The sequence below is a fragment of the Marinococcus halophilus genome, assembly GCF_900166605.1.
Lineage (GTDB): Bacteria > Bacillota > Bacilli > Bacillales > Marinococcaceae > Marinococcus > Marinococcus halophilus.
The window spans coordinates 1,524,547-1,540,710 of sequence record NZ_FVZD01000006.1; the positions used below are offsets into that span (position 1 = coordinate 1,524,547).

The 16,164-nt window shown below is 55.0% G+C and carries 13 protein-coding genes and 1 other RNA gene; 9 read left to right on the forward strand and 5 right to left on the reverse strand.

Annotated elements, in window-relative coordinates:
* The first annotated feature begins 53 nt into the window (after positions 1-53).
* Positions 54-435, forward strand: an RNA gene (gene rnpB / locus B5066_RS13800) — RNase P RNA component class B.
* A gap of 91 nt (positions 436-526) precedes the next feature.
* Positions 527-1,672, forward strand: coding sequence for a THUMP domain-containing class I SAM-dependent RNA methyltransferase (locus tag B5066_RS13805; protein ID WP_079476480.1), 1,146 nt, complete (start codon positions 527-529; stop codon positions 1,670-1,672).
* Here B5066_RS13805 and B5066_RS13810 read toward each other — a convergent pair.
* Positions 1,669-1,974: a HesB/YadR/YfhF family protein gene (locus B5066_RS13810; RefSeq protein WP_079476481.1), complete on the reverse strand. Its 306-nt coding sequence runs from the start codon at positions 1,972-1,974 to the stop codon at positions 1,669-1,671. The genes B5066_RS13805 and B5066_RS13810 overlap by 4 nt on opposite strands.
* Positions 1,975-2,060: 86 nt before the next feature.
* Between B5066_RS13810 and B5066_RS13815 the strand changes: the two genes are divergently transcribed.
* The 7 genes from B5066_RS13815 (at position 2,061) to B5066_RS13845 (ending at position 11,884) form a co-directional block, all read left to right on the forward strand.
* A complete protein-coding gene (locus tag B5066_RS13815) occupies positions 2,061-3,578 on the forward strand; it encodes a carboxypeptidase M32 (RefSeq protein ID WP_079476482.1) in 1,518 nt (505 codons plus the stop codon).
* A gap of 127 nt (positions 3,579-3,705) precedes the next feature.
* Positions 3,706-4,782, forward strand: coding sequence for an ABC transporter ATP-binding protein (locus B5066_RS13820; RefSeq protein ID WP_079476483.1), 1,077 nt, complete (start codon positions 3,706-3,708; stop codon positions 4,780-4,782).
* The gene (locus B5066_RS13825; RefSeq protein ID WP_079476484.1) at positions 4,779-6,317 is read left to right on the forward strand and encodes an ABC transporter permease/substrate-binding protein; all 1,539 of its coding nucleotides are present in this window, start codon (positions 4,779-4,781) and stop codon (positions 6,315-6,317) included. Before B5066_RS13820 ends, B5066_RS13825 begins: the two co-directional genes overlap by 4 nt.
* A gap of 36 nt (positions 6,318-6,353) precedes the next feature.
* Positions 6,354-6,758 carry a CoA-binding protein gene (locus B5066_RS13830; RefSeq protein WP_079476485.1) on the forward strand — a complete coding sequence of 135 codons (405 nt, stop codon included), beginning with the start codon at positions 6,354-6,356 and terminating at the stop codon, positions 6,756-6,758.
* A 166-nt stretch (positions 6,759-6,924) separates the two neighbouring features.
* Positions 6,925-8,901: a DNA topoisomerase IV subunit B gene (parE, locus tag B5066_RS13835; protein WP_079476486.1), complete on the forward strand. Its 1,977-nt coding sequence runs from the start codon at positions 6,925-6,927 to the stop codon at positions 8,899-8,901.
* Positions 8,902-11,328, forward strand: a complete 2,427-nt coding sequence (parC, locus tag B5066_RS13840; RefSeq protein WP_079476487.1) for a DNA topoisomerase IV subunit A — start codon at positions 8,902-8,904, stop codon at positions 11,326-11,328.
* Positions 11,329-11,368: 40 nt separating this feature from the next.
* Positions 11,369-11,884: a metal-dependent hydrolase gene (locus B5066_RS13845; RefSeq protein ID WP_079476488.1), complete on the forward strand. Its 516-nt coding sequence runs from the start codon at positions 11,369-11,371 to the stop codon at positions 11,882-11,884.
* A 395-nt stretch (positions 11,885-12,279) separates the two neighbouring features.
* On the opposite strand, the gene B5066_RS13855 is transcribed toward B5066_RS13845, so the two are convergent.
* From B5066_RS13855 to B5066_RS13875, 4 genes are all read right to left on the reverse strand, one after another.
* Positions 12,280-12,588 (reverse strand): hypothetical protein, encoded by a 309-nt coding sequence (locus B5066_RS13855; RefSeq protein WP_079476490.1) that lies wholly within the window; start codon positions 12,586-12,588, stop codon positions 12,280-12,282.
* Positions 12,589-12,830: 242 nt separating this feature from the next.
* A complete protein-coding gene (locus tag B5066_RS13860; RefSeq protein WP_079476491.1) occupies positions 12,831-14,531 on the reverse strand; it encodes an FUSC family protein in 1,701 nt (566 codons plus the stop codon).
* A gap of 511 nt (positions 14,532-15,042) precedes the next feature.
* Positions 15,043-15,384 carry a YflT domain-containing protein gene (locus B5066_RS13870; protein WP_079476493.1) on the reverse strand — a complete coding sequence of 114 codons (342 nt, stop codon included), beginning with the start codon at positions 15,382-15,384 and terminating at the stop codon, positions 15,043-15,045.
* 33 nt (positions 15,385-15,417) lie between these two features.
* A complete protein-coding gene (locus tag B5066_RS13875; protein WP_079476494.1) occupies positions 15,418-16,053 on the reverse strand; it encodes a hypothetical protein in 636 nt (211 codons plus the stop codon).
* Positions 16,054-16,164 lie beyond the last annotated feature (111 nt).

A 16,164-nucleotide genomic window follows, 5' to 3' on the forward strand; every position in this document is an offset into this window, starting at 1 on the left:
CTTCTCCCGCCCGGAACCGATATAATGGTTCATGGTCATACAGAGCCGGGAGCCGTTCAGGTGATCGCTGCATGTACCCATGCAGAGGAAAGTCCATGCTCGCACAGCCTGAGACGGCTGTAGTGTTCGTGTCTGACGAAACCATAAGTCAGAGCAGCTCCGTTTCGGGGCTGACGGCGGGGAAACAGCCTGTGTCCCACCGGATATGGCTGGAGTCCCCTGAACAGTGCCACAGTGACGTAGTCCGGCGGGAAACGGCCGGAGTGGAACGCGGTAAACCCCTCGAGCGAGAAACCCAAAATTAGGTAGGGGCGCCTTTCGGAAGGAATACAACGGAACGAAAGGGCAGAAGTTTTCTGCAGATAGATGATTACCACCCGAGTGCAAGGTGAACAGCCGCTGGCAGCACAAGGGAACAGAACATGGCTTACACGAACGGCCCCGGCTTCTTGAAGCAAAACCCCTGGAGGAATTCAGGGGTTTTTTTAGTAGATATGAACGGATATTTCACTCCAAGGAGGAACCTATGACACAACCAACATACACCTTAATCGCCACGGCAACGATGGGGCTCGAAGCCCTGGTCGCCAAAGAAATCAAAGCGCTCGGCTACCGGCACCTGCGCACCGAAAACGGCCGGGTGGAATTCGAAGCGCCCGCCGAGGGCATCGCCCGGGCCAACCTGTGGCTGCGGACCGCCGGCCGGGTTAAAATCAAAATCGGCTCGTTTACCGCCGAAACGTTTGATGAGCTGTTCGAACAGACGAAGGCTCTCCCGTGGGAGAAGTTTCTGCCCGAAAATGCCGAATTCCCCGTCAGCGGACGCTCGGTCAAATCTACCCTGTTCAGCGTCTCGGACTGCCAGGCAATCGTCAAAAAAGCGATCGTGGAACGGCTGAAGCAGTCCTACCAGAGCGAATGGTTCCCGGAAAACGGAGCGCTCTTTAGGCTCGAAGTGGCGCTGCATAAGGATGAAGCCGTCCTGTCGCTCGACACGTCCGGAGCCGGACTGAACCAGCGCGGCTACCGGGAAACGCATGCCCGGGCCCCCCTCAAGGAAACGCTCGCCGCGGCCCTGATCACACTCGCCAACTGGCACCCGGACCACCCGCTGGTGGATTTATTCTGCGGCTCGGGGACAATCCCCATCGAAGCGGCCATGATCGGCCAGAACATGGCGCCCGGCGTAAACCGCTCGTTTGTCAGCGAAACGTGGCCGTGGGCCGAAGCCATGCAATGGGAAACCGCACGCCAGGAGGCCGAAGACCTTCTTCGCGACGACCAGCCGCTGATGATTATGGGCAGCGACCTAGACCCCAAAGCGATCGAAGTCGCCGAGGAAAATGCCAAGGAAGCCGGCATGTACGGCCTGATTACGTTTAAGCAGATGGCGGCACGGGATTTTAAGCCGAAAGGCGAGTACGGGGCGGTGATCAGTAATCCGCCGTACGGGGAAAGGATCGGGGAGCGCGACGAGGTGGAGAAAATGTATCAGGCGCTCGGCCAGATCGCCCGGGAGACGCCGACCTGGTCCTACTACGTCCTGACGTCGCACGAACGGTTTGAAGCGCTGTTCGGCCGGCAGGCGACCAAACGGCGCAAGCTTTACAATGGCAATCTCAAGACGGATTATTACCAGTACTGGGGACCAAGGTCCCCGCGCCCGTCTTAATTGTTCGGGTGGTCGGTGTCCCCGAGCCGGGGGTTATCGAAATGAAGATAGTCGATGGCCGGATGATAGCTGATGGTCATGCCGTCGAGGTACCACTGGTCCTGCGGCTCGACAAAAAAGCGGAGGCCGCCTGCTTCTGTCTGGTAACTGACGGCGGACGGCTCGCCGGGGTCAACCCCGATGGAAAATCCGCCGGAGCCAACGCCGCCAATGCGGACAAACAGGCGCACCGCGGCACCGTCGGCCAGATCCATTTCCTGCTTGTAGTGCTGGCCGGCTTCTTCGGTAATGGTCATTTGCATACGTATCTTTCGCTCCCTTCCACTCTTTGTTATATCATGAAGGAAGGAGCCATACCAAACAGAGTTCATATCAAGGAGGAATCGTCATGCCGGATTATGCACAAATCGAACAGGAGTTTTTGAACGAACAGCGCAGCCTGAATGCCTACGACCAGGCGCTCAGCCTGCTTGGCTGGGACGCGCGGACCGGCGCGCCCAGAAAAGGCGTGGAGGAACGCTCGGAGGTGGTGGGGGCTCTTGCCGCTGAATTGTTTGCCCGAAAAACCTCCGGGCACCTGAAGGACATGAGCCAGCATCTGCTCGAACCGGAAGCGGCGGAGCAGGTCTCCGCCGTTGCGCGGCGGGCTGCGGAAGAGACCCTGGTGGATGTGGAGCGGATGGAGCGCCTGCCCCGGAACGAGTATCAAGCGTTCACCACGCTCACTTCCAAAACGGAATCATACTGGGAAGAGGCGAAAGCCTCCGGGGATTTCGAAAGTTTCCGCCCCTACCTGGAAGAAATTGTGGCGTACCAGCGCCGGTTCGCCGATTACCTCGGGTACGAGGCGCATCCATACGACGCGCTGCTGCATGACTTTGAGCCCGGCATGACCGTCTCGACCCTCGATGATACATTTTCCAAGCTCCGGGACGGCCTGCTGCCGCTTGTGGAACAGGTGAAAGCAGCCCCGGCCCGGCCCGATACATCGTTTCTGCATGCCCATGTTCCAAAGGACCGGCAACGTGCCTTCAGCGAGCACGTGCTCCGGCAGATGACGTACGACTTTGATGCCGGACGGCTTGATGAAGCCGTGCACCCGTTTGCCGTCGGCCTGAACCACAACGACGTGCGGGTCACGACCAAATACGACGAACACGATTTCCGCACCGCCGTGTTCGGTACGATCCATGAAGGCGGCCATGCGCTGTATGAGCAGAACCTCGGCACGGACCTGGCCGGCACCATTTTAGCGGACGGGGCGTCCATGGGCATTCATGAGTCGCAATCGCTCTTCTGGGAAAATTTCGTGGCGCGGACCCGCTCGTTCTGGGAAAACAACTACGGCAAACTCCAGGAGCTTAGCGGCGGCCAGTTTCAGCACGTGGCCCTCGATGATTTTTATTTTGCCGTCAACAGCGTCGAGCCGTCCCTGATCCGGATCGAAGCTGACGAAATGACGTATTCGCTGCACATCATTCTCCGCTACGAGCTGGAAAAAGCTCTGATCGAAGGCAGCCTGCAGGTAAAGGACCTGCCGGAGGCCTGGAATGAAAAAATGAAGCAGTACCTCGGCGTCCTGCCATCCAATCACGCGGAAGGCGTGCTGCAGGACGTGCACTGGGCAGGCGGGGCCTTTGGCTACTTTCCGTCGTATGCGCTTGGCTATATCTACGCCGCCCAGTTTCAGCAGGCCATAGTCCGTGACCTTCCGGCATTCGACGATCTGGTTGCAAGCGGCGACCTTGCGCCGATCCGGCACTGGCTGACCGAACGCGTGCACCAGCATGGGCGGATGAAGCGCCCGGCCGAGATCGTTACGGCCGCCACCGGGGAAGGGACGAACCCGGAGCCGCTGCTCGCTCATTTGTCCCACAAATATCAGAGCCTGTACCGCTGGTCCTGATCCCGCCGGTGCCTCCGGCGGCGAATTTCCGTCCCGGGACGTTTGAAGGAGGCGCTTTTGTGAAATAAAGTAGAGACTCTAATATTTTAGATGTCCCTTGCACCAGAACCATTAGAGGGGGATTGGCATGATTACATTCACTGACATTGCAAAGACGTTTCCGGGCGCTGAACACCCGGCCGTCCAGAACTTCAACGCCACGGTCGAGCAGGGGGAATTTTTCGTCCTGATCGGCCCGAGCGGCTGCGGCAAGACGACGACGCTGAAAATGATCAACCGGCTGATTGAGCCCACCGCCGGCACGATTCATATTCAGGGCAAGGATATCCGGGAATGGGACCGCCACGAGCTGCGCTGGAACATCGGGTACGTACTCCAGCAGATTGCGCTGTTTCCGACGATGACCATCGCGGAAAACATTGCGGTTGTTCCGGAAATGCGGCGCTGGAAGAAAAACGAGATCAAGGACCGCGTCGATGAACTGCTGGAGATGGTCGGTCTCGACCCGGATACATACCGCAACCGGAAGCCGTCGGAACTCTCCGGCGGCCAGCAGCAACGGATCGGGGTCATCCGGGCCCTTGCTGCCGATCCGGACATTATTCTGATGGACGAGCCGTTCAGCGCGCTCGATCCGCTGAGCCGGGAGCAGCTGCAGGAGGACATCCGGGCCCTCCAGCAGAATATCCAGAAAACGATCGTCTTTGTTACCCACGACATGGACGAAGCACTCGCCCTCGGCGACCGGATCTGTCTCATGAAAGATGGCGACGTCGTCCAGACCGGCACGCCCCGGGAGCTGAAAAATGAACCGGCCAACGATTTTGTGCGCGACTTTATCGGCGACCGCCGGGACGAATGGGATACCCCGGTCCGATCGGTCATGAGCGGGCGGGACAGCCAGTACATTGCAAGCGTCCACGATATGCCCGAGATGCCGCTGTACCCGGCGCCGCTCTATATTTTCGACCAGAATGACACGTTTCTCGGCCGGCGGGACGGCGACTCGATCACGTCCCAGAAAACCGTGATTTCCCCGGATCACGTGCTGTACGACGCCCTTAGAACCTTTAATGACACCGAGGCCGAAGCGCTGCCGGTGCTCGAGGAAGGGCGGCTCGTGGGGGCGCTCAGCTACAAAGACGTCATGCAGTTTCTGCAGAAAGCAAAGCTCGCATCCGCAGGAGGTGACACGAAAGCATGAACCTTCTCGAAAATACGTATCAGCTGTTTACTGATGAACAGGGACAGTTCTGGACCCTCGTGTGGGAGCACGTCAATATGAGCCTGATTTCGCTTTTGTGCGCGTCGTTTATTGCGGTGCCGGTCGGCGTGCTTTTAACCCGGCGCCGGTCGATTGCCGAACCAATCATCGGCGTCGCCGCTGTGCTGCAGACGATCCCGAGTCTGGCCCTTCTCGGGTTTATGATTCTCATACTCAACCAGATCGGCACGGTGCCGGCAGTGGTCGCGTTGACCGCCTATGCGCTGCTTCCGATCCTGCGTAACACCTACACCGGCATCGCCGGCGTGGATCCGGCTCTTGTGGAAGCGGCCACCGGCATGGGGATGAATTCCTTCCGGCGCCTGCGCAAAATTGAGCTGCCGATGGCCATGCCGGTGATCATGGCCGGGATCCGGACCTCCATGGTCTTGATTGTCGGGACCGCCACCTTGGCGGCTCTGATCAGTGCGGGAGGCCTCGGTGATTTCATCATGACGGGCATCGACCGGGCAGACAACGCCTATATTCTGCTCGGCGCCATTCCAGCTGCTCTGTTGGCCCTGTTTTTTGACCTGGTGCTACGGATCACAGAACGCACCTCCCAGGGCAAAGCGCTTGCTCCCGTAGCAGTTGTTCTCGGCGTGGCCCTGTTAGTCGTCATCCCCCCGGCGCTGGCCTCCACCCAGCAGGAAGAGCTCGTGATCGGCGGGAAGGAAGGGGCCGAACCTGAAATTCTCGCCAACATGTATTCGCTCCTGATTGAGGAAAACACCGATCTTGAGACGAGCGTTGAGGCCGGCCTGGGGAGCACCAGCATCGCGTTTAACGCCCTGGAGTCCGACGACATTGATATTTATCCGGAGTTTACCGGGACCGTTACCGCCAACCTGTATGACCAGGGGGTGCCGGCCGGAAGCACCCGCGAGGAAGTATACGAAGAGGCGCGCAGCCTGCTTGAAGATGACGGCCTGGCCTACCTGGAGCCGATGGAGTACAACAATACGTATGCGCTGGCGCTCCGGCAGGAAGAGGCGGACCGCCTCGGAATTGAAACGATTTCCGAGCTCGAGCCGCATACCGATGAGCTTGTGCCCGGGTTTACCTTCGAATTTGCTGACCGTCAGACCGACGGCTATCCCGCGATTGTCGAGACGTATGGGTTTGAGTTTGACGAAGTGGAAACTCTTGATGCCGGCCTTCGTTCGAATGCCCTGCAGGAGGGCCAGATCGATTTAATTGACGCCTACTCCACCGATGCGTATATCATAGAGTACGGGCTTACCGTACTAGAAGACGACGAAAATGTGTTTCCGCCGTACCAGGGCGCTCCGCTCTTGAAGCAGGAAACCCTGGATGACAACCCCGGCCTGGAAGAGGCGTTAAACCGTCTTGGCGGCCAGATTACCAATGAAGAAATGCAGGAAATGAACTACCAGGTGGACTATGAAAACGCGGATCACCGGGAAGTTGCCCGGACGTACCTGGAGGAAAACAATCTGCTTGGCGGCAATTAACCGCCTGCTAGTTAGTATTTAAAGGAGGAATTCCCAATGAAAAACCCTGAACGACAGGAAATACGGGCCATTCTTGACCGCAGCCAGCGTATCGCGGTCGTCGGCCTGTCAGATAACCCGTACCGGACGTCGTACCAGATCAGCAAAGTCATGCTTGAAGCCGGCTATGAGATCATCCCGGTGAACCCAACGGTGGAGAAAGTGTTTGACATTCCGGCCGTGGACTCCCTGAAAGACATCGAAGGGCACATTGATATCGTGAATGTGTTCCGCCGCAGCGAGTTTCTGAAAGGTGTGGCCGAAGAAGCCGCCCAGGTGGATGCGGACGTCTTCTGGGCCCAGCTCGGCCTGGTGAGCGAAGAAGCGTACGACATTGCAGCCAATGCGGGCATGACGGTAATCATGGACCGCTGCATCAAAGTGGAGCATGCAATCGCATAGCACGATTATATCAACCAGCATTCAACCTTGGCAGGGCTTTCCTGCCAAGGTTTTCCTGTCTGCGGGCAGAAACAGGCCAAAATCGAAACATATGTTCCCGTTCATTGACAAACTGTGTTAGTATGAAATATAACTAGAACGGAGAAGGAAGAAGGGAGAGACAGGAGTGGCAGCAGATAAATCCTATCAATACAATGATGAATCCATTCAGGTACTGGAGGGGCTTGAAGCGGTCCGGAAACGGCCGGGCATGTATATCGGCAGCACGGACAGCCGCGGGCTTCACCACCTGATTTTTGAAATCGTCGATAATTCGGTGGACGAAGCGCTTGCCGGTTACGGCAGCGTCATTGAAGTAACCCTGCACAAAGACGGAAGCGTCGCCGTTTCCGACCACGGCCGGGGCATGCCGACCGGCACCCACAGCTCCGGAAAGCCGACCCCGGAAGTCATCCTGACCGTGCTGCACGCCGGCGGGAAATTCGGGCAGGGCGGCTATGCGACGAGCGGCGGGCTTCACGGCGTCGGCGCCTCGGTCGTAAACGCGCTGTCAGAGTGGCTCGAAGTCACCATTTACCGCGACAACCAGATTTTCACGCAGCGCTTTGAGAACGGGGGCCGGCCCGTCACCACCCTCGAACAGAAGGGCAGCACCAAAAAAACCGGCACGACGATCCGGTTTAAGCCGGACGCTTCGATGTTCAATGCGGTGCACTACCAGTTTGACGTCCTCGCCGAACGCCTGCGTGAAGCGGCATTCCTGCTGAAGGGCACAAGCATCCGCCTGCATGACAAGCGCGACAAAGAAACGGTGTCCGAGGAATTTCAGTTTGAAACCGGCATCCAGGCGTTTGTGGAATACTTGAACGAAGACAAGGAAACGCTCCATCCGGTCGTATCGTTTGAAGGCCAGGCCCAGGACATTCAAGTGGATTTTTCGTTCCAGTTCACCGACGGCTACACTGAAAACATGCTGTCGTTTGTGAACAATGTCCGCACCCGGGACGGGGGCACCCATGAGTCCGGCGCCCGTTCGGCGTTCACCCGTGTACTCAATGACCATGCCCGCAAGCTCCAGCTGCTGAAGGAGAAGGACAAAAACCTCGACGGCAGCGATATCCGCGAAGGCTTGACCGCCGTGGTCTCCATCCGGATTCCCGAGCATCTGCTGCAGTTTGAAGGCCAGACGAAAAGCAAGCTCGGCACCCCGGAAGCCCGGTCTGCCGTGGATCAGTATATTACAGATCGGTTGACGTATTTTCTCGAAGAAAATTCCACGGTCAGCACCATGCTGATCAAAAAGGCGATCAAAGCGGCCCAGGTGCGGGAAGCGGCGCGCAAGGCCCGCGAAGAAGCCCGGAATGGCAAAAAGAACCGGAAAAAAGACGCGCTCCTGAGTGGCAAGCTCACCCCGGCGCAGTCCAAGAACCCGGAGCGCAACGAGCTGTACCTCGTCGAGGGCGATTCGGCCGGCGGCTCCGCCAAGCAGGGGCGCGACCGGAAGTTCCAGGCCGTACTCCCGCTTCGCGGCAAGGTAATTAACACCGAAAAAGCCAAGCTCGATGACATCATGAAAAACGAAGAGATCCGCACCATTATCTATGCACTCGGGGCCGGGGTTGGTACGGATTTCACCCTCGAGGACCGGAATTACGACAAAGTTGTCATTATGACGGACGCCGATACCGACGGCGCTCATATCCAGGTGCTTTTGCTGACGTTTTTCTACCGCTACATGCGCGAGCTGGTGGAAGCGGGAAAAGTCTATATTGCGCTGCCGCCGCTCTATAAGGTCAGCAAGGGCAGCGGGGCCAGACAGAAAGCCGAATACGCCTGGGAGGAAAACGGCCTCCAGGAAGCCATTCAGCGTGTTGGCAAAGGCTACGCCATCCAGCGCTATAAAGGTCTCGGGGAAATGGACGCCTCCCAGCTGTGGGAAACGACGATGAATCCGGAGAGCCGGACCCTTATCCGGGTGACGGTGGAAGACGGCGCCCGCGCAGACCGACGCGTATCCACGCTGATGGGCAATAAAGTAGAGCCCCGGCGCAAATGGATCGAATCCAACGTGGCGTTCGGCATGGAAGAGGACTTGAATATTTTAGATAACACTGATTTGCAGATTATTAAGGAGGAACCGTAAGTGGCTGAGGCAGAACAATACTTGGATCTGCGCCTTGAAGACGTTCTCGGGGAACGTTTTGGGCGCTACAGCAAATATATTATTCAGGAGCGTGCCCTCCCGGATGCGCGTGACGGGTTAAAGCCCGTCCAGCGCCGGATTCTGTTTGCGATGCTTCAAGACGGCAACACCGCGGACAAACCATTCCGCAAAGCCGCAAAAACGGTCGGGAACGTGATCGGGAACTACCATCCCCACGGCGACTCCTCGGTGTATGAAGCGATGGTGCGGATGAGCCAGGAATGGAAGGTACGCGCCCCGCTCGTTGAAATGCACGGCAACAACGGGTCCGTCGACGGGGATCCGCCGGCGGCGATGCGGTACACGGAAGCACGGCTGGCAAACGTTTCGTCGGAGCTGTTGAAAGACATTGAAAAACAGACGGTGGAGCATGTAACGAACTTTGACGATACCCAGGAGGAGCCGACCGTCCTGCCGGCGAAATTTCCCAATCTGCTGGTGAACGGATCGACCGGTATTTCCTCCGGGTACGCCACCGATATTCCGCCGCACCAGCTGGGGGAAATTATTGATGCGGCCGTTGCCCAGCTGGAAAATCCGGCGGTGGCCACCGATGAACTGATGCAGTACGTCCAGGGGCCCGATTTTCCAACCGGCGGCGTGATCCAGGGCAGGGACGGCATCCGCCAGGCGTATGAGACCGGGCGGGGCAAAGTCGTGGTCCGTGCCAAAACGAGCATTGAGCAGGTGCGGGGCGGCCGGGAGCAGATCCTGATTACCGAACTTCCGTACGAAGTAAATAAATCCTCGCTTGTAAAGAAAATGGACGAGCTCCGGTTCGACCGTAAAGTCGACGGGGTCGCAGAAGTTCGTGATGATACGGACCGCACGGGACTGCGGGTCGTCATTGAGCTGAAAAAAGACGCCGATGCCCAGAGCGTGCTCAACTTTTATTACAAAATGACCGACCTGCAGGTGTCCTACAATTTCAATATGGTCGCCATCAACAACCGGACCCCGCAGCTGATGAATCTAAAGCAGCTGCTGGATGCCTACATCAGCCACCGGCGGAGCGTCGTCACCAACCGCTCCCAGTTTGAGCTCGATAAAGCGGAGCGGCGCCAACATATCGTCGAAGGGCTGATTAAGGCGATCAGCGTACTCGACCAGGTGATTGATACGATCCGCCAGTCGGAAAACAAGAAAAACGCGAAGGAAAACCTCGTGGAGCAGTTTGCCTTTACGGATGCCCAGGCCGAAGCGATCGTGAACCTTCAGCTGTACCGACTGACAAATACTGACGTCACCCAGCTGGAGAAGGAAGCCGGGCAGCTGGAAAAGGAAATCAAACGTCTCCGCGGCATTCTTTCAAGTGAAAAAAAGCTGCAGCAGGTCGTGAAAAAAGAGCTGCAGGAAGTGAAAAAACAGTATGATGATACCCGTCGTACCGTGATTGAAGCGGAAATCGAAGAGCTCAAAATTGACCGCGAGGTGATGATCCCGTCCGAAGACGTGATTGTTACGGCTACGGCGGAAGGCTACATCAAACGCACGAGCCAGCGGTCCTATGCGGCTTCGAACACCGAACCGCCAGGGATGAAAGAAGAAGACGCCCTGTTGTTTTTCAGCGACATGAATACGACAGAGATGCTGCTGTTGTTTACGAAAAAAGGACAGTTTATCTACCTGCCGGTGCACATGCTCTCTGATATCCGCTGGAAGGATAACGGCCAGCATATCGGCAACATTTCTCCGCTCGATCCGGGAGATGCACTCGTGGCCGTGGTACCGGTGCAGGAATTCACCGATGAGGATTATTTTGTGTTTATTACCCGCCAGGGCATGATCAAAAAAACCGCGATGAGCGCCTATCAAGCTTCACGCTACGGACGTTCCATGATCGGAATGAATGTCAAGGACGGAGATGAAGTGCTTGCCGTATACCAAACGAACGGGGAGCAGGAACTGTTTCTTACCACCCATCAAAACTACGGCCTTCGCTTCCACGAACAGGAGGTTTCTCCTGTCGGTGTGCGGGCTGCCGGGGTTAAGGCAATTGACTTGAAAGAAGACGATGCCGTGACCGGAGCGCATGTGACGTCGGCGTACGAAACTGAGGATGCCATCATGGTGACCCAGCGCGGCGGTGTTAAACGCATGAGCCTGGATGACATTCCAATAACAAACCGGGCCAAACGAGGCGTTGTCCTGTGGAAAGAGGTCAAATCCAAGCCACACCGGATTATTGCAAGCTACATTATGGCCAGCGAGCCATTTGTGCTCCAGGCCCGCACGAAACACACAACCGTGACGATTGATCCAGCCAAGTACCGGCGGGTCGACCGTTACAGCAATGGCTCCTATGTCATTGATACGAAAAAGCACGGGGTGATTGAAGCGGTATGGAAGGACGTACCTTACCAGTAAACCAGACTCCAGCTGCTTTTATAAAGGACGCTGAACAACCATGAAAGCAGGAACACATGTGATAGGAGCTGTCACAGGAGGGCTTGCCGTGCAGTGGCTGACGCCGGTGCCGTTTGCCTTTTTTGAATGGGAAACAAGCATCTACGTCGCAAGCCTTGTGTTTGGGGGCCTGGTGCCGGACATCTGTCAGCCCAATTCCTGGATGGGGAGGCGGGTGCCGGGCGTGTCCCATCTGATCTCGAAGCTGGTGGGGCACCGCACGTTTACGCACAGCCTGCTGCTCGTCCTGCTCGTCTTCCTGTCCCTTGCCCAGTGGCAGGAGGGATGGGGCCTGGCGCTGCAGTGGGGTATTAGCCTTGGCATTGCCAGCCACATTGTACTCGACATGATGACCACCAAAGGCGTTCATTTGCTGTTTCCGCTGCATTACGCCTTTCGGTTCCCATTCACAACAAAAACCGGATCCACCTTTGGCGAAGGGCTGATCAACGCACTGCTTATCGCCGGATTATTTTATTTGAGCTTTCAGCTGTTTTCCGTCGATCTCACGCTGTAAGCCACAGCAGGCAGAAGAACCTGGGAAGAAGCATCGGTACGAATCTGTACTGGTGCTTTTTTCTTTTTTTGTCTCAAAACATTAAGTTATCTTTGATATTGAAACAACATATCCATAACTTCCGATAATATATATTATGTTAACTAGAAATAAATCAAGCGCCGCGGGCGCTGATGTCAGCTTGATATCTTCGCCTTCCCTTTCAGTCCTCAGCTTTACCTTGCTCACCCTAGCACGTTGACACTGTCTCCTCCGGCAAAATGCGGGATAGTCGCTTCGTTCGTTTCCATTGATGATAATTAATGTCTTCTTCTGTGCGAGGTTTGTCTCCCAGTATGCCTTCGGGCCAGCAAGAATCACGGTTCCTGCTCAAAGCGATTTATTTAAGTGAGCTGTCAGCGGACTTTTGGATTGTCGAGGGTTTTTTGTGAGTCGATGAAAAACAATCGGTTTGCCGTGACGGCATTTTCGTCAGCAAGTGAAATCTCCTGTAGACTCTGATTTTCTTTAAGCTGTTCCCGCTCCAAATGGATTTTTATCTCATTTGCTGTCCCATAATTACCGGCTGCTGTCCCGCTCTCCAATATTTTTGTATTAGTCCCCAGTTCCGCCTGCGTCTCAGAACAAAATGAGACGGCCCCTGTTTCAATTCTTTCCCGTTGCCAATTGGAAAGGGAGATATTATCAATACCCAAAGACAGCAAAAAAGACCCCCGGAGGAGTCTTTTTTGGTTATTTCTGACTAAATCACTGGAAAAATGGCGTTCTATTTTTAGATCACCGCGTGCAAAAGCTGTTTGTATAGCCCTGAGACGCCGCGCACGGACTGGTACGCTTCAAAGGCACGCTTGTATGCCCTGCCTGTAGTTAAATTCATGAGAGCGGGCTGTTACGATAAGCATGGCATTGTCCGCTCTTCGCTTGATTAACAAAACTGGCACAGGTTCTACCACGGCTGCTCAGTGATTTCCTGGACTGTCCCCATGTCCTCACTCCGGTTAACTGTAAAGGTAATTTCGTCGCCGGACTGCATCAGCACCGCGTCCGCATCGTTTGAGGTATTGTAGACGTAAAGCCTCTCATCTCCTTCAAGCTTGAACTGAACGAGATTGGCATCTTCGGGTCCAGGAGTAATGGCCATTCGGTCCACTGTCCCGCTCGCTTCTTCCCGGTTTGCTTCACTCGCTTCGACGCCCTCCTCGGTGGAAGCAAGCGCCGAACGGTAATTCTCCAACGCTCCCTGCGCGGTATCGCCAAACGCGTATACATCGGCATCGTTGGCTTTAATGTAGGCATACTGGCGGAACAGCCCTGCAGGGTCAAGTGTATTCACCACCCAGGTAGCGGTGCCGTCGATGTTGTACATGATCGGCATGCTGCCGGTCCATTCTTTCTCCGGGAACTGCCGGTTCACAATGCCACGGGCGCCCTGGGTATCCATCGCACCTGTGTACTCCTCACCGTTATACAGGCGGAGCTCTCCTGTGCGGGCATTGATGAAGGAAACACCGAGCGTGGAATCGGAGTCTTCATTCGGGCTTGTGAAGTCTGTAAAGTAGCTCATATTGCCATTTTCATCAAAGACGGGCGTCACTTTATTCTCCGTGCCGTTCTCATTTGGAATAAGAACATCCTCTTTTCCAAACATATAGTTGAGAAGCCCCTGGCCGTATTTTCCGTATTTGTCATTCATGTCACTTGCCATCGCCGGGCTGTACGAGCTTTCAATAAACGACGGGGCGTTTTCAGGTTTGTGCTTGGACGCTTCCCCTGTTTGGGGATCAACGACAACGACCTGGGCATTAGTGTGGTCGGTATGCCACGTCCAGTCACGGTTCTGGTAAACCGTCTGCACGTACCACGGCTTGCCCTCCTCATCTACTTCCAGGTACGTGCTCCCGCTTTGGTACCAGGCCGGAAAAGCGCTGTAAATGACCCGGTTTAGTTTTTCATTAAAAAAACTGCTGCTCGTGTACTGCATGGAAGCTTCCACAAAGGTCGGGTTGTCGCCTGGGTCCACGGCAGAAATCTGAAAATACCCCGGCGTCCCGTCGCCGCGGAGCCAGCGGAACAAGTTCGTGTAATCGACGTTGGCAACATACATCGGCTCCCCGTCAATCACCTGGGCCTGAATATCCCCAAAATCATAAAACTGCGCATTATCCACTTCCGACATCGCTTTCTGCATTTTATTGCGGGCGGACTCGGGTGCCACCTGCACCGGCGTTTCCTCTTCGGAAAATAAAGGCGGATTATCGGCCACCTGACTGTTGTTATCGATCGCCTCATGGGTTTTTTCATAGCCGAACAGGCTCCGTACAAGCAGCACGACTAAAAATAGAAGAAGTACCGCCCCGCCCACCGCAGCGATATTGATGCTTTTCGCAGGCATCCCTTCTCCTGAGGCATTGGCGAGGGCGTAAAAAATACTGCTAAACACCAACAGAGCCACGAGGTTGGGAGCAGCCAAGGACAGCATGGTCCACTGCGGGAGAAAGAAATAGCTGGCAATGACGGCTAAAACAAACGTCAGCCCAAGCGCTGGCAGCACTGCCTTCAGCAGGAGACGCGGACGCATTAAAGAAATAATGAGAGCGGCCGCAAAAGAAAATATCATCACAAGTAACGCAGTAAGTAAAATCGTCAAAAAAACACTCCAAGCATCATAAAATTAGGTATAGGAATCATTGTCGCTGCCGGCTTGCCCCTGGTTGTTCTTTTCTCATGACAGTGCTTATTGCACTTTCCCCAGGAGTTTTTGCTGAGGCATGGCCCGCCGCTTTTTTATGTATTTGCCTGTCTCCGGGTGTTCCTGAAGTGTGATCCCCCCTTTTTCTGAATGGATGTTGGAAACGGGGATTCCCTCCATCGTCGCACCACCGCATGCCGCTGAATATTCGAAAACCGCAGCCGGAGACCTTATGAACACAGGATTCTCCCTCCTTTTTTCGAATTTATGCTATAGATCCCTTGCGAAATTCGCAGCCAGCGCAAAAGTAAATGAATAACTCTATAGTAAAAAAATTACTTTAGAGGCGCAAAAACCTCGTGTTTGCCAAAGGGACCTGCGGAAAACCAGCCAAAAGAATTATATCAAACGTTCGGATATGATAACATGGACCGCTGCAGAGAATTAAAAAAAGCCCTGCTTCCAGGGCTTAAAATTCCACTCGGTCCTGATTGGTGACTACAAGCAGCGTTTTGCCTTTTTGCAGTTCTTCTTCCAGCCGCTCTGACTTTTCCGAGTCAAAGCCAAGCTTCTGCAGCTTGGTTAAAATGGTCTTTGTTTTTCCGCGGAACACATTTTTCAGGCTTGTTCCGAATCCGACCACCTTTACCCCTACTTTTTTCGCGTCCGTTTCTTTTCTCGTCCGGCGGTCATGGTCGTTATCATAGGCCAGGATGTACATGTCTTCATCCCGGATGCCATCGTTACGCAGCTTATCAATCGTTTCGCTCAGTGTTTCATCGTTATGGAAAATCTTGAATTTAGGTTCCATTCGCTTCACCTCATTTAATTAATATACGCAGCTTTAGGTATTGGATACTTTTTTTAATTTCTTCAATGTTTTCGCCGGCTTTTGCGCCGGGGCGTTCGTGCCTTCAAATTTTTCTTCCTCGTATTCCTCTTCCTGCTCCCAGGCGTCATTGGTCCCGCTGCTGGCTGACTCCTCCGAAGCGGCGGCTTCGTCCGTTCCGGACGGCGCCTGCACTTCACTTTCCGCTCCGTCTGCAGGGGGTCTCTCCGGATCGTACGCCCCCTGAATTTTTTCGCCGGTATGAATGACGGCTTCCCCGATGTGATAGCGCAGGGTATAAATTTTCTTCTTAATCTTTTTCGGCACCTTGGCCATCGCAAATGCAGACGTCGATACCTTGGCTGCGCGTTTTACATTTTTCACTGCGCATTTGGCTTTTTTCTCCGTATGCTGCCCGGATTTAATGGCCTGGCTCAAGGGCTCGGGGCTCAGCTTCCGGGCTTTTTTCGCCGCCTGATCCACATTTTCTTCCACTTTTTTGCTGAGGTCTTTGCGCAGTAATGGCAGGGCCCCGCCGATTAAGCTGCCGGCAGCCATGAACGCGTAAGTGAGGTTGTCATTGCCGTTGGAGCTTTTTTTCCTGCTGCTCACTGTTCCACCACCATTCAAAAGTATGATTGCATGTACCATACCCTTATCCCTCTGTTCTTAAGCTAAACTCATACCATAAACATACTTTAGGTCTAGAGCAACGAATGAACTGCTCCCGCTCAAACGCCGGCGTTTATCGTATGTACAGCA